Below are 20978 nucleotides of genomic sequence, written 5' to 3' on the forward strand. Positions count from 1 at the left end.
TTGCAGGAAGGCGGCAAGTGAGAAAGTCCCGATGAGCTTACTCAAGTAAGTGATTCGGGCGAACGAGCGTAGCCAACGCACAAGCAACTTGAAGTATGACGGGTATAAATCGGGCGGCAAAACCATCAGGTTCTGCCGCCCGTCGGTCATTAATGCAGCTTCAGACGCGGACGAATAATACGGTTGATACGGCCAACCAGCATCATCAGGCCGGTTTTAAAGTAGCCGTGCAGCGCAATCTGGTGCATACGGTACAGAGAGATGTACACGAAACGCGCGATGCGCCCTTCGATCATCATAGAACCGCGCATCAGGTTGCCCATCAGGCTTCCGACGGTGGAATAGTTAGAGAGCGATACCAGCGAACCGTGATCTTTATAGGTATAAGATTTCAGCGGTTTGCCTTTCATTTGCGCCAGAATATTGTGCAGGGCGCAGCTCGCCATCTGGTGTGCTGCCTGGGCGCGCGGCGGCACAAAACCACCTTCCGGACGGGCGCAGGAAGCGCAGTCGCCGATTGCGTAGATGTCCTGATCGCGCGTGGTCTGCAGCGTCGGCTCAACCACCAGTTGGTTGATGCGGTTAGTTTCCAGACCACCAATCTCTTTCATAAAGTCCGGTGCTTTAATCCCTGCCGCCCAGACCATCAGGTCAGCGTCAATAAATTCACCGTCTTTGGTGTGCAGACCGTTAGCATCGGCGCTGGTGACCATGGTTTTAGTCAACACGCGAACGCCAAGCTTGGTCAGCTCGCTGTGCGCAGCGCCAGAAATGCGCGGCGGCAGTGCAGGCAGAATGCGCTCCCCGGCTTCCACCAGCGTCACGTTCAGCGCTTCGTTAGTCAGTCCTTTGTAACCGTAGCTGTGCAGCTGTTTTACCGCATTGTGCAGTTCAGCAGAAAGCTCCACGCCGGTCGCGCCGCCGCCGACGATGGCGATATTCACTTTGCCGTTCGCGCCGAGATTCGCAGAATACTTCAAGAACAGATCCAGCATTTCCTGGTGGAAACGGCGCGCCTGATGCGGGTTGTCGAGGAAAATACAGTTCTCTTTTACGCCTGGGGTGTTGAAGTCGTTAGAAGTGCTTCCCAACGCCATGACCAGCGTGTCGTAAGGTAGCTTGCGCTCGGCAACCAGCAGTTCGCCTTTTTCATTATGCACCTCAGCCAGGGTGATGGTTTTCGCTTCGCGGTTGATATCCATCACCGAGCCCAGTTGGAACTGGAATCCGTGGTTGCGGGCATGAGCCAGGTAGCTCAGCGCATCTACACCTTCATCAAGTGAACCGGTTGCCACTTCATGCAGCAGCGGTTTCCACAGGTGACTATGATTGCGATCGACCAGCGTTATTTTGGCTTTTTTATTACGACCTAGCTTTTTACCCAACTGAGTCGCCAGCTCCAGCCCACCGGCCCCACCACCTACAATCACTATTTTTTTCATTGGTGTAGTCACACAACCCCCTAAAATTATTAACCAATTGTTAATTAAAAGTTATAACAATAGCCTTTAATTAACAGCAGGTTACAGCAATGAAACCATCCAACGAGATCGAGAATAACATGAACGGTGCATTGGTCATACCAAAATTGATATGCATCAAGTTTTACCGCATATTTTTTGAGCGCACAGTCGCATAACTGGATAAAAAAAGCCCGCGGTGTTTTCACACTGCGGGCTGGAGGAGGATCAGCCGAGGGTTTTAAAGGCTTTTATTCGCTGAAGATGAGGAGAGATATTTTTAAACTTGTGGGTCTGCTCTTCATCCCAGATGATCTCGTAGTAATGATGCAGCAAATCCGCCGAACGCTGGCTATTCAGCGCTTCGTCCTGACGCGAGAGCACTACCAGGCAACGATCGCGATTTTTTTCACGGAAGTTATTCACGCACTTAGTGGCGATATCCGCATACTCTTCAGGCCGGTCAATCTTGCCTTCCATATTTTCATTGGGGAACAAATTCGGGTTCAGAATGGCCTGGCGGATATCGCAAAGAAAGCCAATCCGCTCCGCCCAGAAACCGCCAAGGCCCACGCCGCAAATCAGCGGGCGATCGTCAGCGCTCAGCTGTAGCATCTTGTCGACCTCTTTCAACAAGTGCTGCATATCATGTTTGGGATGCCGCGTGCTGTAGCTAATCAACCGGACATCAGGGTCGATAAACTGAAGCTGAAGCACCTTCTCATGGTTACCGGGGCTGTTTGAGTCAAAACCATGTAAATAGATAATCATCGCATCCTCACCAGACAACAACGCCTTTCAGGTTTATTACGCGGATTTCGCCTCTTGCCAGCGCTCGTGAAGCTGTTCGAGCTGCGCGCTTATCGTTTTCCAGCGGGCGGAATCCCTTAACTCCTGACGACTAAAAGAACCTTTATGATACAATTTCGTAACACACTCTGTTTTGATCGGCGACAGGTTATCCAGCACGCTGACCGCACCTTTACGATTATTGCAGACCAGGATCATATCGCAACCCGCATCCAGCGATGCCTGCCCACGCTCGGCATAGCTGCCCATAATCGCCGCCCCTTCCATCGACAGATCGTCAGAGAAAATAACCCCGTCAAAGCCCAGTTCACCGCGCAGAACCGTCTTCAGCCAGTGCGCTGAACCGCTGGCCGGACGCGGGTCAACGTCGCTGTAAATAACGTGAGCAGGCATAATGGCATCCAGCCGCTGCTCAGTGATAAGCGTGCGAAACACCGCCATATCTTTAGCGCGAATCTCCGCGCGCGCGCGCGGGTCACGCGGCGTCTCTTTGTGTGAATCTGCGGTCACCGCACCGTGACCGGGGAAGTGCTTACCGGTAGTTTTCATTCCCGCACCGTGCATTCCGTCAATAAAATGACGGGCTATCGCCAGCGCTTTGTCGGGGTCTTCATGATAAGAACGTTCGCCGATGGCGGCGCTGATATGCCCAACGTCCAGCACCGGCGCAAAGCTAATATCGATATCCATGGCGATCATTTCGCTGGCCATCAGCCAACCGGCCTCTTCTGCCAGCTTACCGCCCTCCTCCATGCCGAGCAGCGCGGCAAAGGATTGCGCCGCCGGTAGGCGGGTAAAACCCTCGCGGAAACGCTGCACGCGACCGCCTTCCTGGTCAACCGCCACCACCAGATGGTTGCGAGAAGCCTCGCGGATCTGGCGAACCAGCTCGCGTAACTGCGCTGGATCGTGGTAGTTGCGGGTAAACAGGATTAGCCCGCCAACTAAGGGATGCGCCAGAATCTCACGCTCTTCCGCATCCAGTTCAAAACCTTCGACATCCAACATTACCGGGCCCACACATACCTCTCTTATCTTTTTATTCTTTCTCTAGCTGACGCCATATCTCATTCGCCAGCGCAATAAACTGTCGATCGCCGGTTTGTTGCCAGCGTCGCTCATACCAGCCTGCCATCAGCAGACGTACCCATGGACGCCAGCGCTGTATTTGTCGCCATAGTTGAAGCTCATCAATATGCGCCAGCCTCGCGTACTCTGACGCTAGCTGGCGGTGCGCCACGGGCTCAATCCATACCGCAGCCAGCTCCAGCGCGATATCACCATCTCCGGCATATTCCCAATCAATAAGCCGCAGCCCACCCTCGCTATGGACAATATTGCCCGCGTGAACATCCATATGTAATGGCGCGAGACGCAACGGCCGAGGTTCGCCGCGTAGCAACAGTTGCTTATGCCAGCGTAACCATAACGGCGTGCGCCGGGCGGAATCGCACTGCTGCCAGTAAAGCTCAAGCAATGGGCTCAGCGTAATACGCCAGCCAAAGCATGGTTGCCGGTGCAGATGATACAGTAACCCCGCAAGCGCCGGACACTCCGGCAGTGCGTTTGCCACGTCACCGATGAAATATTCCACCACCATCCAGGCAGGAGAATAAAAAAGCGGAGCCGGAGCAAGCGTAGCAGGGAGACGGGAGAGCGCATGGTACTGGCGACGAAAATGACAGATTGGCGCCTGCACATCATGCGGCTGGCGCAGAACCAATCTTTGGCGACCATCGCTGATGACACAACTGCCGCCGCTCAGACCGTTTTCAGTCAGCGCGGCGACAGGTGAAAAACCAGGAAAAAAGCGCGACAGCACTTCGTCGCGCGTAAGCTTATTGTTGCTGAACCGCACCTTTACCTGACCAGATAATTTCGCCAGTTTGCACCAGCATCAGTTGCATTTTCAGCTCAGGCGAGTTGACGTTGCCGGTCGCGTTGGAATAGAGCACATACTGTGCGCCCACGGTACGGGCAATACCCATCGCCTTACTGCGGCTGCCGAGGCTATCCTGTGGCGACAGGCCAAGCTGCTGTTTGGCAACGCCGAGTTGCTGCTGCGACACCAGGGTAAATTTACCGTTACCCGCCAGCGCGTTATGTAGCGCTGTTGTCGCCTCAGCGGCGTTCAACGTGCCGTTGGTGCGGTTGTTTACGCTATCAATCAGCAGAATGCTACCTGCTGTCACGCCGCCCGCTTGCAGCATTTGTCCAACCATCGGCTGCACTGCGCTGCTCCAGTCATAATGGCGCACGCGCGGGGCCGGTTGCGCTGGCTCCTCGCCATGTTCAATTGGGCCTGGCTGCGTAGGTATCACAGGAATACTTGGCACAGTCGGCTGCGGCTGAACAGGCTGCTGCGGTTTTGGCTGTGCTTCCTCAACGGGAGCGGGCTGCTGACCTGGCCCTACGCACCCGGCAAGGAATATCGCCAGTGCGGTAACAAGTGCATAGCGACACATTTTAATCATTACGATGACCTCTTACAGATAAAGATAAAGTCGGGCCTTGTGCGCCCCCAGAATATTGGCGCTGCCGTAAAGCGTGACCGAGGAGTGCGCGGGAACCGTTATGCTGCGCGCCGGCTCAAGTGGATGCATCTCCAGCCCTCTGGCGTCATACCAGAAAAAGCGATAATGCACGGTCACCGGTACCTGGCGCTCATTAAATAATCTTGTGGTCGCCGTCGCTTGTATCTCTGAGGCGGTCACCGTCGGTACTTCAGCGCTAATCCCCGCCGCCAGTACGTTAGATTCCATCACCAGACTTTGCTGATCGCTGACCGGTATTTCCGGATGCGAACTGCATCCAGCCAGGAGCGTCGCGGCCAGAAGTGCGCCGAAATGGGCTGCGCGCATGGGTGTTAACCTTTGTGGGCCAGCATTGGACCTAATGGACGCCCGCCCAGCAGATGCATGTGGATATGGTAGACCTCCTGACCCCCGTGGCGATTGCAGTTGACGATCAGACGGTAGCCATCGTCTGCAAGCCCCTCGTCGCGGGCAATTTTCGCCGCAACGGTCATCATCCGGCCAAGAGCCAGTTCATGCTCCGTAGTCACATCGTTGACGGTTGGAATCAGGATATTAGGAATGATCAGAATATGGGTCGGCGCCTGCGGGGAGATATCGCGAAAAGCGGTGACCAGCTCGTCCTGATAAACAATATCCGACGGGATCTCCCGGCGAATGATTTTGCTGAAAATCGTTTCTTCTGCCATGACTGATTCCTTATTAATTTTTATACCGTGCTCTGGCCTGCCCCTGCAGATAAACGCGGATGCACAGGATTCGCTTAAGAGTATGAGCGAGTTACTCCCACTCTTTCAACCTGAAAGCGTTTTTTCTTACGCGACAAAGGACTTAGCTGCTGACTGATTAATCATTTCGCATGTTCGCCATTTTCACTAGCCCACCCAAAACCATTCACCACACATATTTTACCTCTGTTTACATATTAAATATTAATGCGTATATTTCTCATTTGTATTCACATTGAATGCAACGCGCTTTCGATCGACCGCGGTCACAGAGCCTCGGCGAATAATAATTATCATATGATCAAGGGTTTATGATGTCTCTCTCCACCAACACCCGGGATGGGCATATTGCGCCATCTCTGCTTGCCATGGGCATAGCGCTGGCGCTCTTTCCTGACCTCGGCCAGGCCGCCAGTAAGTCCGAAGAAACTCTCATTGTAGAAGGTTCCACAGATACCGCTTCCAGTGCTCAAGAGCAGGATTACAGCGTCAAAACCACCTCTGCCGGGACCAAGATGGAAATGGCCCAGCGCGATATCCCACAATCGGTTAGCATTATCACCGAGCAACGGATGCAGGATCAGCAGTTGCAAACCCTTGGCGACGTGATGGATCACACGACCGGGATCAGCAGCAGCCAGGCAGACTCCGATCGCACCAGCTACTACTCTCGCGGCTTTCAAATTGACAACTACATGGTCGATGGTATTCCGACCTGGTTTGAATCCCGCTGGAATCTGGGTGACGCCCTTACCGATATGGCGCTCTTCGAGCGAGTGGAAGTCGTGCGTGGCGCCAATGGCCTGCTGACAGGTACGGGCAACCCGGCCGCGTCAATCAACATGATTCGTAAACACGCCACCAGCCGCGAGTTTAAAGGCAATGTCTCTGCGGAGTACGGTAGCTGGAACAAGCAGCGCTATGTTGCTGATATGCAAAGCCCGCTGACCGAAGACGGCAACGTGCGTGCGCGTATTATCGCGGGCTATCAAAATAACGACTCGTGGCTCGATCGTTATAATAGCGAAAAAACCTTCTTCTCCGGCATTCTTGATGCTGACCTCGGGACCTCAACCAGCTTATCCGCTGGCTACGAATATCAGCGTATCGACGTGAATAGCCCAACATGGGGTGGTCTGCCGCGCTGGAATACCGATGGCAGCAAAAACCACTACGACCGTTCTCATAGCACCGCCCCTGATTGGGCTTATAACGACAAAGAGATCAACAAAGTTTTCGTCACGCTGAAACAGCGCTTTGCCGATACCTGGCAGGCGACGATGAACGCGACCCACTCCGAGGTCAAGTTCGACAGCAAAATGATGTACGTCGATGCGTACGTCAATAAAGAGACCGGGATGCTGGTGGGGCCTTATGGCAATTACGGTCCGAGCTTTACCTACGTTGGCGGGACCGGCTGGAACAGCGGCAAGCGTAAAGTCGACGCCGTGGATTTGTTTGCAGATGGCGGCTACGACCTGTTTGGTCGCCAGCACAACCTGATGATTGGCGGCAGCTACAGCAAGCAAAATAACCGCTACTTCAGCTCCTGGGCAAACGTATTTCCGGATGAGATCGGTAATTTCTATGACTTTAATAGTGCCAGCTTCCCGGAAACCAACTGGGGACCGCAGAGCCTGGCGCAGGACGATACCACGCGAATGAAATCGGTATATGCGGCGACTCGTATCTCCCTGCTTGATCCGCTGCACCTGATCCTTGGCGTCCGCTATAACAACTGGAGTATCGAGACGCTGACCTACAATATGGAGAAAAACCATACTACGCCGTACGCCGGTCTGGTTTACGACATCAATGATAACTGGTCGGCCTACACCAGCTACACCTCCGTTTTCCAGCCGCAGAATAAGCGTGATAGTTCCGGTAAATATCTAACCCCGGTTACCGGTAATAACTATGAAGTCGGCCTGAAGTCCGACTGGATGGACAGCCGCCTGACCACCACCCTCTCCATATTCCGCATCGAACAGGATAACCTCGGCCAGGCAACCGGCGGGCAAATCCCTGGCAGCAACGGCGAGGCGGCCTATAAAACCGTCAATGGTACCGTAAGCAAAGGGGTGGAGTTCGAAATCAACGGCGCGCTTACCGATAACTGGCAGATGACCTTCGGCGCGACTCGCTTTGTTGCCGAGGATAATGAAGGCAACGCGGTGAACCCTAACTTGCCGCGTACCAGCGTCAAGCTGTTCACCAGCTATCGCCTGCCGGTGATGCCTGATCTGACCGTCGGCGGCGGCGTTAACTGGCAAAACCGTGTTTATAAAGATACCGCTACCCCTTACGGTACTTTCCGTGCGGAACAAGGCAGCTACGCGCTGGTGGATTTGTTTACCCGTTACCAGGTCAGCAAAAACTTTGCCTTACAGGGCAACGTCAATAACCTGTTCGACAAAACCTACGATACCAACATCGACGGCTCGATTGTGTACGGCGAACCGCGCAACTTCAGCATTACCGCCAGCTATCAGTTCTGATTCGCGGTCAATGTTTCGGGAGCCAATCGGCTCCCTTTTTTATGTTATATACCCTAAATAATTCGAGTTGCTTAAAGGCGGCAAGGGAGTGAGTTCCCAGGAGCATAGATAACTATGTGACTGGGGGGAATGAGCGTAGCCAACACATAAGCAACTTGAAGTATGACGGGTATAGACCCATTAAAAAAGGCAGCCATTTGGCTGCCTTAGTCTCCCCACATCACAACTTAGTTGCTACGGATGTACTCATCCATTTCAGTTTTCAGGTTATCGGATTTGGTACCGAAGATTGCCTGAACACCTGAACCTGCAACAACCACGCCAGCAGCGCCCAGTTTTTTCAGGCCAGCCTGATCAACTTTCGCTACATCCGCCACGCTAACGCGCAGACGGGTGATACATGCGTCGAGGTTAGTAATGTTTTCTTTACCGCCGAAGGCTGCAATCAGGGCCGGAGCCATTTCGCTGGTCGCGCCAACTTTGCTGTCTTCAGTTGAATCTTCACGACCCGGCGTTTTCAGGTCCAGCGCTTTGATCAACACGCGGAATACCACGTAGTAAACAATCGCGTAGCAAATACCGACTATCGGGAACAGCCACAGTTTGCTGCTGTTACCGGACAGAACGATAAAGTCGATCAGACCGTGAGAGAACGAAGTACCGTCACGCATACCCAGCAGGATACAGATTGGGAATGCCAGGCCTGCCAGAATCGCGTGGATGATGTACAGGATCGGTGCAACGAACATGAAGGAGAACTCGATCGGCTCGGTGATACCGGTCAGGAACGAGGTCAACGCTGCGGAGATCATGATACCGCCCACTTTCGCGCGGTTTTCGGGTTTAGCAGAGTGCCAGATAGCGATGGCAGCAGCTGGCAGACCGTACATTTTGAACAGGAAGCCACCGGACAGTTTGCCCGCAGTCGGGTCGCCAGCCATGTAACGAGGGATGTCACCGTGGAACACCTGACCTGCCGCATTGGTGTATTCACCAATTTGCATCTGGAAAGGAACGTTCCAGATATGGTGCAGACCAAACGGCACCAGGCAGCGCTCGATGAAGCCGTAGATACCAAACGCGACAACCGGGTTCTGATAAGCAGCCCACTGAGAGAACGTCTGGATAGCAGTACCGATCGGCGGCCAAATGAAGGAGAGCACGATGCCCATAAAGATCGCGGTCAGACCAGAAATGATCGGCACGAAACGTTTACCGGCGAAGAAGCCCAGATACTCAGGCAGCTTAATACGGTAGAAGCGATTAAACATGTACGCCGCGATTGCGCCCGCAATAATACCGCCCAGTACGCCGGTATCTGCAAGGTGTTTAGCCGCAATCTCTTCAGCAGGTAAATGCAGAACCAGAGGCGCTACCACCGCCATGGTTTTCACCATGATGCCGTAAGCGACAACCGATGCCAGCGCAGATACGCCATCGTTATTGGTGAAGCCTAACGCAACACCGATAGCGAAAATCAGCGGCATATTGGCGAAGACCGAACCGCCCGCTTCTGCCATAACATGTGAAACGACTTCTGGCAGCCAGCTGAAGTTTGCGGAACCGACGCCCAGCAGGATACCTGCGATAGGCAGTACGGATACCGGTAGCATCAGCGATTTACCGACCTTCTGCAGGTTAGCAAATGCATTCTTAAACATAATTGAGAGTGCTCCTGAGTATTTGGTGCTTTTTTTACGTTTTCACGCATTGGCCCGGGGGGAGAACCGCGCCGTGGACAGGACGTCTAAGCGCCCTTTATTTATTACACAGAGTAAAATAATTAGCGGAATGATTGTTTGACGGCTATCACGTTTCAATCAGCCTTCAGGTAAAAACTTACACTGTTTTACATAACACGTGTCTGAATGTTGCCAAAAAAGCTTCACCGCCCCATTTGTGGCGGTGAACTTTACTCGCTTTGAGTATTAATTACGAGCCTTAAAATAATAAGGAAGATCAGGCAGGTTGTAGCCGGGCGGGGTCAATATGAAAAAGCGTTGCAAAGTTTTCCGTGGTCCGTTGCGCCAGCGTATCCAGCGAGACACCTTTCAGAACCGCCATGTACTCAGCAACGTCACGAACCATCGCCGGTTGGTTCTCTTTACCACGGTGCGGTACCGGCGCCAGATACGGCGAATCGGTCTCCACCAGCAGGCGGTCGAGAGGCACATAACGCGCGGCATCGCGCAGCTGTTCTGCATTACGGAACGTTACAATACCGGAAAACGAGATATAGAACCCCATGTCCAGCAGCTTACCCGCAGTCTCCCTATCTTCAGTGAAACAGTGTAGTACGCCACCGCAATCCGTCACTTTTTCTTCGCGTAAAATTGCCAGCGTATCGGCGCGGGCATCACGAGTATGCACAATAACCGGCTTGTTAAGTTCCCGCCCGATACGAATATGATCGCGGAACGACGTCTGTTGACGTGTTTTGGTTTCTGGCGTGTAGAAATAATCCAGCCCGGTTTCACCCATCGCCACTACCCCCTCTTCCGCCGCAAGTTTGCGCAGCTCCTCGACGTCGTACTCTTCATCCTGATTTAACGGATGCACGCCACAGGAGAAAGCAACGCTGCCACTCTGTCCCACCAGCTCGCGCATACTGCGATATCCTGGTAGCGTCGTGGCAACCGCAAGGCAAAACTTCACATCGCGCGCGGCGGCTTTTGCCAGCACATCGTCCACATTTTTATGCAGCGTTTGATAATCCAGGCCATCAAGGTGGCAATGGGAGTCGACTAAAAACATGATGTCTCTCTCAGAGATGGGATACGGGAAGTACCGTCCCGGGTTGCAGGTAATGTTCCCAGCGCAGAAGGCGCTCGGTTAGCAGTAGTTCGCGGTTAACACCAACAACGTTTAATAGCTGCTCGCGGCAGAAGCTCACGTCGCGCGCTATCGCTTGTAAACGTGCGGCAGGGAGCGTCTGGGCCAGTTGATTCACCAGCGTCCAGACGTCCGGGTTACTGACAAGCGTAATCCCCTGCTGTCTTTTTTGCGCATCAACCAGCAGCGATGCCAGCCAATGCAGGCGAACTGCGGCCTGTTCGTGATTTAAAATGGGTAGCAGCGTCAGCCAGTCACCCTGAGTTAAAACGTTTGCCAGCGCCTGACAAAGCTGTTGGCGCGCAGTCCAGTGCGCATCCTGGAGCAGCTCCAGAGCTGCCGCTGGCGCATTCGCACTAAGACGCAGAGCAGCAAGCAATGCATCTTGTGACATTGTCACTTCACGCTCTAACCACGCCAGCGCGTACGATTCCGGAGGCGGTGTGAGGTGATGTAAACGGCATCGACTGCGCAACGTCGCCAGCAAACGCGCGGGTTCCTGGCAAGCGAGGAAGAACCATGTATTCTCCGGCGGTTCCTCCAGCGTTTTCAGCAACGCGTTGGCCGCCGCGTCAGTTAGCATGGCGGCATCACCGATCCATATCACCTTCGCGCCGCCCAGCCGGGCGTGTTCGTAGAGCTTTTCGTTGACGTCGCGCACGGCATCAATACCGAGCGAACTCTTCCCCTTTTCTGGAGACAACGCATAATAATCAGGATGAGTGCCCGCCTGCATCAACTGACAGCTGCGGCAATGGCCACAGCTTTTATGCCCTTCAGGTTGTCGGCACATCAGGAAGCGGCACAGCGCATAAATCAACGCATCGCTCCCCATGCCCGGCAATGCCTGGACCAGTAGCGCATGGTGACCCCGTCCTGCCTGGTAGCTGGAAACTAGCTGTTCGAAAGACGGGCGTAACCACGGATACCATTTCATGCGCGCAGCTCCGCCACCCATTGGCTCACTACCGCACGAATATCACGTTCCACAGCTTCCAGCGGCTGCGTGGCGTCCACGGTGCGAATGCTGGGGTCAAGTGCGGCCAGCTCAAGGTAGCGTGCGCGGGTACGGTTGAAGAAATCCAGGGATTCCTGTTCGATACGATCAAGATCGCCACGAGCGCGAGCGCGCTTAAGTCCCACCGCAGGCGTCACATCAAGATAAAGGGTCAAGTTGGGACGAAAATCGCCCAGCACCGCATCACGCAGGGTTGCCAGCATGGTTTGATCGATACCACGACCACCGCCCTGATAGGCCTGAGTAGAGAGATCATGACGATCGCCGATCACCCACTGACCGCGAGCCAGCGCCGGTTTAATCACTGTTTCAACCAACTGCACGCGAGCCGCATAAAACATCAGCACTTCAGCTTTGTCATTGATAACTTCATCACCGGTTGACTGAATATCCAGAACCAGGCTGCGCAGCTTCTCGGCCAGAATGGTGCCGCCCGGCTCGCGGGTGAACACCATATCGCTAACGCCCAGCTGTTTTAGCGTCTCTACCACCAGATTACGTGCGGTGGTCTTCCCTGCGCCTTCCAGGCCCTCGATGACGATATAGTTACTGCGCATTTTTTTCCTTAAGTACTTTCAGATAATCCTGCACCGAACGGTTGTGGCTGGTCAGATTGGTATTGAACGTATGACCCCCTTTTCCGTCGGCGACAAAATAGAGATACGGCGTTTTTGCCGGATGGGCAGCGGCATTCAGAGAAGCCTCTCCCGGTGCGGCGATAGGCCCTGGCGGCATGCCGTTAATGACATAAGTATTGTAAGCCGTTGGGGTTTCCAGGTCTTTACGCGTTAACTTGCCATTATAACTCTCACCCATCCCATAAATCACGGTCGGATCGGTTTGCAGACGCATGCCAATACGCAAGCGATTAATAAAGACCGATGCCACGCGATCGCGCTCTTCAGACACCGCCGTCTCTTTTTCAATAATGGAGGCCATTGTCAGCAATTGGTTCTGATCTTTATACGGCAGATTATCCATCCGCCCTTCCCAGGCTTTCTCAACAGCAGCAACCATTTTCTGATGCGCTCGCTTAAGGATCGCCACATCGCTGGTATTGGCGGTATACATCCAGGTATCCGGCCAGAACCAACCCTCCACCCAGTCCGCATGCTCCAGATCAAGGGCCTTCGCGACGGTTTCATAGCTGTCATCCGCCAGCGTATGTTTCACATAAGGCGCATCGCGAAGCTGTCGCAGATAGTCGCTTACCCGCATACCTTCGACAAAGCGCAGCGGAAACTGGGCTTCTTTCCCACTGGCCAACAGTTGCAGCATCTCACGTACCGTCATGTCAGGCGTGAAACGATATGTCCCAGCTTTAAAGTGGGAGAGCTCAGGTTCAATACGTAGCAACCACTGGAACACCCGTGGCCGGTTAATGACTTTATCGCCGTAAAGCTGTTGGCCCAACGCGATGCGCCCGGTGCCCGTTTCAAGAGTAAAGATGGTCTCTTCTTTAATGAGTAACTTGCTATCCGCCAATTGGCGAACTTTCCACATGCCGACGCCCGCAGCAATGCCCAGCACCACTACCAGCAACAGGATGAAACGTAACATTTTCTTCATGACTAATCAGACAGCTCACACAATGGGGCTAAAAAATGGTAAAGCTCGCGCGCGGACCAACATGTGTCGTCCCAACGGCGAACCGGCACCAGCGGCATTAATGCGTTACAGATAAGCACTTCGTCGGCTTCGCGTAGCGCATCGGGGCGCGTAGTTACTTCGACAACGCGAAACGGCGATGGTGCCAGCGTTGCGAGAATGTGCTGGCGCATAATACCGTTTACTCCCGCCTGATCGAGGCGCGGGGTAAAAACATCAAATCCTTTACGCCAGAATACGTTCGCGGCACAGCATTCCGTAAGCCACCCTTCACTGTCAAGAACCAGTGCTTCATCAGCGTCCGTCTGCTCAAGATGAGAGCGGATCAGTACCTGCTCCAGGCGGTTAAGGTGTTTTAGTCCGGCAAGAGAAGGATTACGTCCCAGCGGCATGGGACTTAGCGACACAGAAACCCCTTCTTCTCGCCAGCGGGCATAATGGGCAGGATATGGCGACACGCTAAGAATTCGGGTAGGGTTTGTGCAGCCCACAGTGCTGTATCCACGGCCGCCGGCGCCACGAGTGATCATCACCTTCAGAACCCCCTCCTGGCACGGCTGCGCCAGACGCTGCATCTCCTCGGCTAATACTTTCCAGTCGCTAAAGGTAATAAAGAGTCTTTCACAGGTGGTTTGCAGGCGCGCCAGATGAGCAGGCAGAAATTGTACACGGCCCCCAATTATTCGAGCTGTCGTAAAACAACCATCACCGAACTGCACGCCGCGATCGTTGACCGCAAGCGTTTCACTTTCAGTGCCATTTATCAAAAACATAAAGGACTCCTTATCGCTGGTCGGTCAGTGTCGCAGGAGGAAAGATAGGGTACAAGCGGAGAAAGCCGAATAAAAAAGGCCCGACAAGCGGGCCAATTTTTGATGGGCATTAACGGCATAACTAATGTTGCGCCAGGCGCGCATCAGACCTTTTTAAAGATCAGCGAACCATTTGTACCACCGAAGCCGAAGGAGTTACACAAGGTATACTCCATACCGCTAACCTGGCGTGCTTCGTGCGGGACGAAGTCGAGGTCGCAACCATCATCCGGGTTATCCAGATTGATAGTTGGCGGAACAGCTTGATCGCGCAGCGCCAGGATAGAGTAGATAGACTCTACTGCACCCGCGGCACCGAGCAAGTGGCCGGTCATTGATTTAGTCGAGCTGACCATTACGCGGCCCGCTGCATCACCGAAGACAGACTTAACGGCCTGCGCTTCCGCTTTATCGCCAGCAGGCGTTGAGGTACCGTGCGCGTTGACGTAGCCAATCTGGCCTGCATCGATACCCGCATCACGGATAGCGTTAACCATCGCCAGTGCCGCTCCAGCGCCATCTTCCGGCGGCGAAGTCATATGGTAGGCATCGCTGCTCATACCAAAGCCGACGATTTCAGCGTAGATTTTCGCACCGCGTTTTTTGGCATGTTCGTACTCTTCCAGCACGACCATTCCCGCGCCATCACCTAGCACAAAACCATCACGCTCTTTGTCCCACGGACGGCTTGCCGCCTGAGGACTGTCATTACGAGTGGAGAGCGCACGTGCTGCACCAAACCCACCAACGCCCAGTGGGGTACTGGCTTTTTCTGCACCACCGGCAACCATTGCGTCAGCATCGCCGTAGGCGATAATGCGCGCGGCTTGACCAATGTTGTGTACGCCCGAAGTGCAAGCGGTCGCGATGGAAATACTCGGTCCACGCAGACCAAACATGATGGTCAAATGTCCGGCCACCATATTAACAATTGTGGAAGGAACAAAGAATGGGCTGATCTTACGCGGTCCGCCTTTTACCAGCGAACTGTGGTTTTCTTCGATCAAACCGAGGCCGCCAATACCGGAACCAATAGCGGCACCGATGCGGGTAGCATTCTCTTCCGTCACTTCAAGGCCAGAATCCTGCATGGCCTGAATGCCAGCGACAATTCCATATTGAATGAATGCGTCCATCTTGCGCTGTTCTTTGCGCGAGATGAAATCATCACAGTTAAAATCCTTTACTAAGCCAGCAAATTTCGTTGCATAGGCGCTAGTATCGAAATGGTCGATCAGGCTGATGCCACTCTGACCGGCAAGGAGAGCTTTCCAGGTAGACTCTACGGTATTGCCGACAGGAGACAACATGCCCAGTCCGGTCACAACTACACGACGCTTAGACACGGTTGTCCTCCAGGGAGGGAAAATAGATTCTTGTGGGACAAAATGTAGATAAAACTCAGGCGGTCGAATGACCGCCTGGAGATGTTCACTTACGCCTGGTGACCGTTGATGTAATCAATGGCAGCCTGAACAGTAGTGATTTTCTCAGCTTCTTCGTCCGGAATCTCAGTATCAAACTCTTCTTCCAGAGCCATTACCAGCTCAACGGTGTCAAGAGAATCAGCGCCCAGGTCTTCAACGAAGGAAGCATTGTTGGTAACTTCTTCCTGCTTAACGCCCAGCTGTTCGCCGATAATTTTCTTAACGCGTTCTTCGATAGTGCTCATACTCTTAAATTTCCTATCAAAACTCGCTTTCGCGATGGTTTTCGTAGTGTATAAAATGTTGAAAAATTTGCAACTAAATCCCGGCAGGTCTTACCACGATTTTACGCTATTTTGCGGCTTTTTGCCCTCATAACGCAAATCATTTTGCACAAAACATTACTGTGAATCGCACGGACTGCGCGGTTCCTGAGCGTTTTGCACAAATCTCGGTCAGACCATATACATCCCGCCGTTGACGTGCAAAGTTTCACCGGTGATGTAACTCGCTTCGTCAGAAGCTAAAAATGCAACCGCACTGGCGATTTCATTTGGAGAGCCGAGGCGCCCCGCAGGAACTGCTGCCAGAGTACCCGCACGCTGCTCATCGGTCAGCGCACGTGTCATGTCCGTTTCAATAAAGCCCGGAGCAACAACGTTTACAGTAATACCGCGTGACGCAACTTCGCGAGCCAGTGATTTACTGAAGCCAATCAGACCCGCTTTCGCCGCAGCGTAGTTGGCCTGACCTGCATTTCCCATGGTACCAACCACAGAACCGATAGTGATAATACGTCCATGACGCTTTTTCATCATAGCGCGCATTACCGCTTTTGACAGACGGAAAACAGATGACAGGTTGGTTTCGATAATATCGTTCCACTCATCATCTTTCATGCGCATTAACAGGTTATCACGAGTAATCCCGGCATTGTTCACCAGGATATCAACTTCACCAAATTCTGCGCGAATATTTCCCAGAACAGATTCGATAGATGCCGGATCGGTCACATTCAACAGCAGACCTTTGCCATTGGCACCTAAATAATCGCTGATCGCCTGCGCACCGCTTTCGCTGGTTGCAGTACCGATAACTTTCGCGCCACGGGCAACGAGCGTTTCAGCAATTGCGCGGCCAATCCCGCGACTTGCACCGGTAACCAGCGCGATTTTTCCTTCAAAACTCATGGTTTTCCTCTTTTATTGCTCAAGCGCCGCAGACATGGCCGCCGGCTCGTTAAGCGCGGAGGCGGTCAGGGTGTCAACAATACGTTTAGTCAGGCCGGTGAGGACTTTACCCGGCCCCACTTCATACAGATGCTCAACGCCCTGTGACGCCATAAACTCAACGGTTTTGGTCCACTGAACCGGGCTATACAGCTGGCGGATCAATGCATCACGGATAGCATCAGGTGTAGTTTCACACTTCACGTCAACATTGTTCACAACCCGAACAGTCGGCGCGTTAAAGGTGATTTTTTGTAATTCAACGGCCAATTTTTCAGCAGCAGGCTTCATCAATGCACAGTGGGACGGCACGCTGACCGGCAGCGGCAACGCACGTTTGGCGCCCGCAGCTTTACACGCTGCGCCAGCGCGCTCTACGGCTTCTTTGTTACCGGCAATAACAACCTGTCCCGGTGAATTAAAGTTTACCGGAGAAACCACCTGGCCTTCAGCAGACTCTTCACAGGCTTTCGCAATTGATGCATCGTCAAGACCAATGATAGCTGACATTGCGCCGGTACCTTCTGGTACGGCTTCCTGCATGAATTTGCCACGCATCTCAACCAGACGCACCGCATCGGCAAAATCGATAACGCCCGCACAGACCAGTGCAGAATACTCACCCAGGCTATGACCCGCCAACAGCGCCGGCGCTTGACCGTCCTGCTGCTGCCAGACGCGATACAACGCGACAGATGCTGTCAGCAGCGCCGGTTGTGTCTGCCAGGTTTTGTTCAGTTCTTCCGCAGGGCCTTGCTGTACAAGCGCCCACAGATCGTAACCCAACGCCGCAGAGGCTTCACGGAATGTCTCTTCGACTACCGGGTAAGCGGCTGCCATATCGGACAGCATCCCGACGGTCTGAGAGCCCTGTCCCGGGAACACAAAAGCAAATTGCGTCATGTTTAAATCCTTATACTAAAAACGAACCAGCGCGGAACCCCAGGTGAAACCACCACCAAAGGCTTCCAGCAGAATGAGCTGACCACGCTGTATGCGGCCATCGCGAACGGCCTCATCCAGCGCGCAAGGAACAGAGGCTGCTGAAGTATTACCATGTCTGTCGAGAGTAACCACCACGTTATCCATCGACATCCCCAGCTTTTTCGCCGTGGCGCTGATAATACGCAAGTTGGCCTGATGCGGCACCAGCCAATCCAGCGCAGAACGCTCGAGGTTATTCGCCGCCAGGGTCTCATCAACAATATGCGCCAGTTCGGTCACGGCAACTTTAAAGACTTCGTTGCCCGCCATCGTCAGATAAATTGAGTTGTCAGGATCAACGCGATCGGCGTTCGGCAGCGTCAGCAGTTCACCGTAGCTACCATCCGCATGCAGATGCGTAGAGATAATACCCGGTTCTTCAGAAGCGCCCAGCACAACCGCACCAGCGCCATCGCCAAAGATGATGATGGTTCCACGATCGGTCGGATCGCAGGTTCGCGCCAGCACATCCGCACCAATGACCAGCGCGTAATCAACCGCACCGTTTTTAACGTATTGATCGGCGACGCTCAGCGCGTAGGTGAAACCCGCACATGCAGCAGCAACGTCAAACGCCGGACAACCTTTAATGCCCAGCATCGATTGAACCTGGCAAGCAGAACTTGGAAATGCATGGGTACCGGAGGTGGTCGCAACAATAATCAGACCAATTTGTTCCGGCTTAACGCCCGCCATGTCCAGTGCATTCTTAGCGGCTGCATAGCCCATCGTAGCAACTGTTTCATTCGGTGCGGCAATACGACGCTCACGGATACCTGTACGAGTGACAATCCACTCGTCAGACGTATCTACCATGTTTTCTAATTCAGCGTTCGTACGCACGTGCTCAGGCAGATAACTGCCGGTACCAACAATCTTCGTATACATGTACGCTCAGTCACTCTTGGGTAATATACCTGGCTTACTCAAACTACCGGGCGTCAGTCGTTACCAGTTATCCCAGTCTGAGAACCGGAACTCCCGCTTCTGCCGCCCTCAGGCAGTTCGAAACCTGTAGGGTATAAAGATTCCAGGCGAGCGGCAATCCGCTGAGGGATTTGCCGCTGCACCGCCTGCACTGCCTGCTCTATCGCTACGCTAAAGGCGCGCTGATTGGCAGCACCGTGACTTTTAATCACGGAACCGCGCAATCCTAACAGACAGGCGCCATTATACTGGTCGGGGTTGAGGTGACTGAATCGCCTCGACAGGCTTTTTTGTAACCAACGCTTTAATAAAAGCAGCCACCACGACCTTTTTTTCCCCTCTCCCTGTGATTTCAACAGTGAAAGGAACATTCTGACAACACCTTCCATCGTTTTTAATGTGACGTTGCCCGTGAATCCATCACAAACCAAAACATCCGTCTTACCCGTCAACAATTCGTTGGCTTCCAGATAGCCAATATAGTTGAGGGTTGGCAAGGTTTTCAAAACCGCCGCCGCATCGCGAATACTGCTGAGACCTTTCATCTCTTCTTCGCCAATGTTCAGTAATGCAACTCGGGGATTTTGAATACCGATAACCTCTTCGGCTAAAACTGCCCCCATCACCGCAAACTGCACCAGCATCGTACTATCGCAATCTACGTTAGCGCCTAAATCCAGCACCACCGTTTTGCCCTTCTGCTGATGCGGCAACATCGTTACCAGCGCAGGACGCTCAATCCCTTCGATGGGTTTGAGCAACAGTTTCGCCAGCCCCATCAGCGCCCCGGTATTGCCCGCGCTAACGCAGGCCTGCGCCCGCCCTTCTTTCACTAACTCCAGCGCCACGCGCATTGAGCTACCGCGACTGGCGCGGATCGCTTGTGCGGGTCGCGCATCACTGGCAATAACTGACTGCGCAGGAATCACCTGCAGACGTGAACGTTGTTCAAAATCAGCTTTGGCTAGTAATGGCGTGATAGTGTCGGGATCGCCGACTAAAAGAAGTGTGAGTTGTGAATTAGAGTTCAGTGCCTGCAATGCTGCAGGCACCGTCACGGAGGGTCCGAAATCTCCCCCCATGACATCTAACGCCAGGGTTAGATGTGTCAAGATATCGTCGCTGCTCGGTTTGGTTATTCCCCAGTTACCCGGGGAAATCCTCACTAAGCTTCATCACGCTTTTACTCTTCGTCTTTCACGCTGCAAGTGCGTTGACTGCGCTCGTTCACACCAGTCACATAGTGAGCTATGCTCCGGGTGCTTCTCTCGCTTGCGTCTTCTTGCAACGCGAAATCCATGGAGTAATGCGTGATTACTTAGCGATTACCTTGCGACCGCGGTAGAAACCGTCGGCAGTGATGTGGTGACGCAGGTGTTTCTCACCAGAAGTTTTGTCTACAGACAGGCTGGTGACTGCGGTCAGAGCGTCATGGGAACGACGCATGCCACGTTTGGAACGGGTTGGTTTATTCTGTTGTACGGCCATGGACCTTACTCCTCAATTACTTATGCTTTAAGCTGGCTAATACGGCAAATGGGTTTGGTTTTTGTGCCTCTTCAGGCAGTTCGCCAAAGACCATGTCCGCGTCGGACACTTCACAGTGTTCAGAATCATGCACCGGAACTACAGGCAAGAAGAGGATAATTTCATCTTCAACGAGCGCCTGCAGATCGATTTCACCGAATTCGTTAACCTCAATCGGCTCATACGCTTCCGGCAGTGCTTCCGCCTGTTCGTCATTTCTGACGGGGCTGAAACAATACGTTGTGTGGACATGATAAGGGAACGGTTTCCCGCAACGCTGGCATTCGAGGGTTACCGACACCGTTGCATCGCCGTTTATCACGGCAAGGCGCTGATTATCAATAGCGAACGATATGCTGCATTCCACATCGCTGTCCACGCTGACAACAGAATCGGCGACACGCACAACTTGATCACGGGTATAGATACCTTGGTAATCTAAGCGTTTTTGAGCCGTGCGAACCGGATCGAGAGTCAGGGGTAATTTTACCTTTTGCATAGGGCGCGCATATTAACTTTGTAATGTCATAGAGTCAAAGAAAAAGGCAGCCTCAGGTTGCCTTTTGCCAATTATTCGCACACAT

At 53.3% G+C, this 20978-nt stretch carries 22 protein-coding genes; 1 reads left to right on the forward strand and 21 read right to left on the reverse strand.

Annotated features, from left to right (window positions below; genetic code table 11):
- Positions 1-149: 149 nt before the first annotated feature.
- The 7 genes from AC07P6_RS18965 to hinT form a co-directional block, all read right to left on the reverse strand.
- Positions 150-1454 (reverse strand): NAD(P)/FAD-dependent oxidoreductase, encoded by a 1305-nt coding sequence (locus AC07P6_RS18965; protein ID WP_142512420.1) that lies wholly within the window; start codon positions 1452-1454, stop codon positions 150-152.
- Positions 1455-1688: 234 nt separating this feature from the next.
- Positions 1689-2231 carry an alpha/beta hydrolase YcfP gene (gene ycfP, locus AC07P6_RS18970; protein ID WP_112216810.1) on the reverse strand — a complete coding sequence of 181 codons (543 nt, stop codon included), beginning with the start codon at positions 2229-2231 and terminating at the stop codon, positions 1689-1691.
- A gap of 36 nt (positions 2232-2267) precedes the next feature.
- A complete protein-coding gene (gene nagZ, locus AC07P6_RS18975) occupies positions 2268-3278 on the reverse strand; it encodes a beta-N-acetylhexosaminidase (RefSeq protein ID WP_478314193.1) in 1011 nt (336 codons plus the stop codon).
- A 31-nt stretch (positions 3279-3309) separates the two neighbouring features.
- Positions 3310-4128, reverse strand: a complete 819-nt coding sequence (thiK, locus tag AC07P6_RS18980; RefSeq protein ID WP_478314195.1) for a thiamine kinase — start codon at positions 4126-4128, stop codon at positions 3310-3312.
- Positions 4109-4735, reverse strand: a complete 627-nt coding sequence (gene lpoB, locus AC07P6_RS18985) for a penicillin-binding protein activator LpoB (RefSeq protein ID WP_167492879.1) — start codon at positions 4733-4735, stop codon at positions 4109-4111. The genes thiK and lpoB overlap by 20 nt, the downstream gene beginning before the upstream one ends.
- Positions 4736-4756: 21 nt before the next feature.
- Positions 4757-5131 carry a YcfL family putative periplasmic lipoprotein gene (locus AC07P6_RS18990; protein WP_181482679.1) on the reverse strand — a complete coding sequence of 125 codons (375 nt, stop codon included), beginning with the start codon at positions 5129-5131 and terminating at the stop codon, positions 4757-4759.
- 5 nt (positions 5132-5136) lie between these two features.
- Positions 5137-5493 carry a purine nucleoside phosphoramidase gene (gene hinT, locus AC07P6_RS18995; protein ID WP_041144975.1) on the reverse strand — a complete coding sequence of 119 codons (357 nt, stop codon included), beginning with the start codon at positions 5491-5493 and terminating at the stop codon, positions 5137-5139.
- 353 nt (positions 5494-5846) lie between these two features.
- On the opposite strand from hinT, the gene fhuE reads away from it, so the two are divergent.
- Positions 5847-8030 (forward strand): ferric-rhodotorulic acid/ferric-coprogen receptor FhuE, encoded by a 2184-nt coding sequence (fhuE, locus tag AC07P6_RS19000; RefSeq protein ID WP_442788170.1) that lies wholly within the window; start codon positions 5847-5849, stop codon positions 8028-8030.
- 227 nt (positions 8031-8257) lie between these two features.
- Here the strand turns inward: fhuE and ptsG are convergent, their stop codons facing one another.
- From ptsG to yceD, 14 genes are all read right to left on the reverse strand, one after another.
- Positions 8258-9691, reverse strand: coding sequence for a PTS glucose transporter subunit IIBC (ptsG, locus tag AC07P6_RS19005; protein ID WP_181482682.1), 1434 nt, complete (start codon positions 9689-9691; stop codon positions 8258-8260).
- A 298-nt stretch (positions 9692-9989) separates the two neighbouring features.
- Positions 9990-10784: a metal-dependent hydrolase gene (locus AC07P6_RS19010; RefSeq protein WP_182237888.1), complete on the reverse strand. Its 795-nt coding sequence runs from the start codon at positions 10782-10784 to the stop codon at positions 9990-9992.
- Between the two features lie 10 nt (positions 10785-10794).
- Positions 10795-11799 (reverse strand): DNA polymerase III subunit delta', encoded by a 1005-nt coding sequence (gene holB, locus AC07P6_RS19015; RefSeq protein ID WP_478314199.1) that lies wholly within the window; start codon positions 11797-11799, stop codon positions 10795-10797.
- Positions 11796-12437 carry a dTMP kinase gene (gene tmk / locus AC07P6_RS19020; protein WP_182237884.1) on the reverse strand — a complete coding sequence of 214 codons (642 nt, stop codon included), beginning with the start codon at positions 12435-12437 and terminating at the stop codon, positions 11796-11798. The genes holB and tmk overlap by 4 nt, the downstream gene beginning before the upstream one ends.
- The gene (yceG, locus tag AC07P6_RS19025; protein ID WP_304258136.1) at positions 12427-13449 is read right to left on the reverse strand and encodes a cell division protein YceG; all 1023 of its coding nucleotides are present in this window, start codon (positions 13447-13449) and stop codon (positions 12427-12429) included. The genes tmk and yceG overlap by 11 nt, the downstream gene beginning before the upstream one ends.
- A 2-nt stretch (positions 13450-13451) precedes the next feature.
- Positions 13452-14261, reverse strand: coding sequence for an aminodeoxychorismate lyase (pabC, locus tag AC07P6_RS19030; RefSeq protein ID WP_434659222.1), 810 nt, complete (start codon positions 14259-14261; stop codon positions 13452-13454).
- A 143-nt stretch (positions 14262-14404) separates the two neighbouring features.
- Entirely contained in the window at positions 14405-15646 is a 1242-nt protein-coding gene (gene fabF / locus AC07P6_RS19035) for a beta-ketoacyl-ACP synthase II (protein ID WP_110277122.1), read from the reverse strand.
- A gap of 89 nt (positions 15647-15735) precedes the next feature.
- Positions 15736-15972 (reverse strand): acyl carrier protein, encoded by a 237-nt coding sequence (acpP, locus tag AC07P6_RS19040; protein WP_000103754.1) that lies wholly within the window; start codon positions 15970-15972, stop codon positions 15736-15738.
- A 210-nt stretch (positions 15973-16182) separates the two neighbouring features.
- Positions 16183-16917 carry a 3-oxoacyl-ACP reductase FabG gene (gene fabG / locus AC07P6_RS19045; RefSeq protein WP_004131399.1) on the reverse strand — a complete coding sequence of 245 codons (735 nt, stop codon included), beginning with the start codon at positions 16915-16917 and terminating at the stop codon, positions 16183-16185.
- 12 nt (positions 16918-16929) lie between these two features.
- Entirely contained in the window at positions 16930-17859 is a 930-nt protein-coding gene (gene fabD, locus AC07P6_RS19050; RefSeq protein WP_478314202.1) for an ACP S-malonyltransferase, read from the reverse strand.
- 15 nt (positions 17860-17874) lie between these two features.
- The gene (locus AC07P6_RS19055) at positions 17875-18828 is read right to left on the reverse strand and encodes a beta-ketoacyl-ACP synthase III (RefSeq protein WP_478314204.1); all 954 of its coding nucleotides are present in this window, start codon (positions 18826-18828) and stop codon (positions 17875-17877) included.
- Between the two features lie 53 nt (positions 18829-18881).
- Positions 18882-19979 carry a phosphate acyltransferase PlsX gene (gene plsX, locus AC07P6_RS19060; protein ID WP_182237876.1) on the reverse strand — a complete coding sequence of 366 codons (1098 nt, stop codon included), beginning with the start codon at positions 19977-19979 and terminating at the stop codon, positions 18882-18884.
- 202 nt (positions 19980-20181) lie between these two features.
- On the reverse strand, positions 20182-20355 hold the full coding sequence (gene rpmF, locus AC07P6_RS19065) for a 50S ribosomal protein L32 (protein WP_000290724.1): 174 nt from the start codon (positions 20353-20355) through the stop codon (positions 20182-20184).
- Between the two features lie 16 nt (positions 20356-20371).
- Positions 20372-20893, reverse strand: coding sequence for a 23S rRNA accumulation protein YceD (yceD, locus tag AC07P6_RS19070; RefSeq protein WP_181482689.1), 522 nt, complete (start codon positions 20891-20893; stop codon positions 20372-20374).
- Positions 20894-20978 lie beyond the last annotated feature (85 nt).

It is taken from the genome of Klebsiella sp. GFKo11, assembly GCF_056490265.1.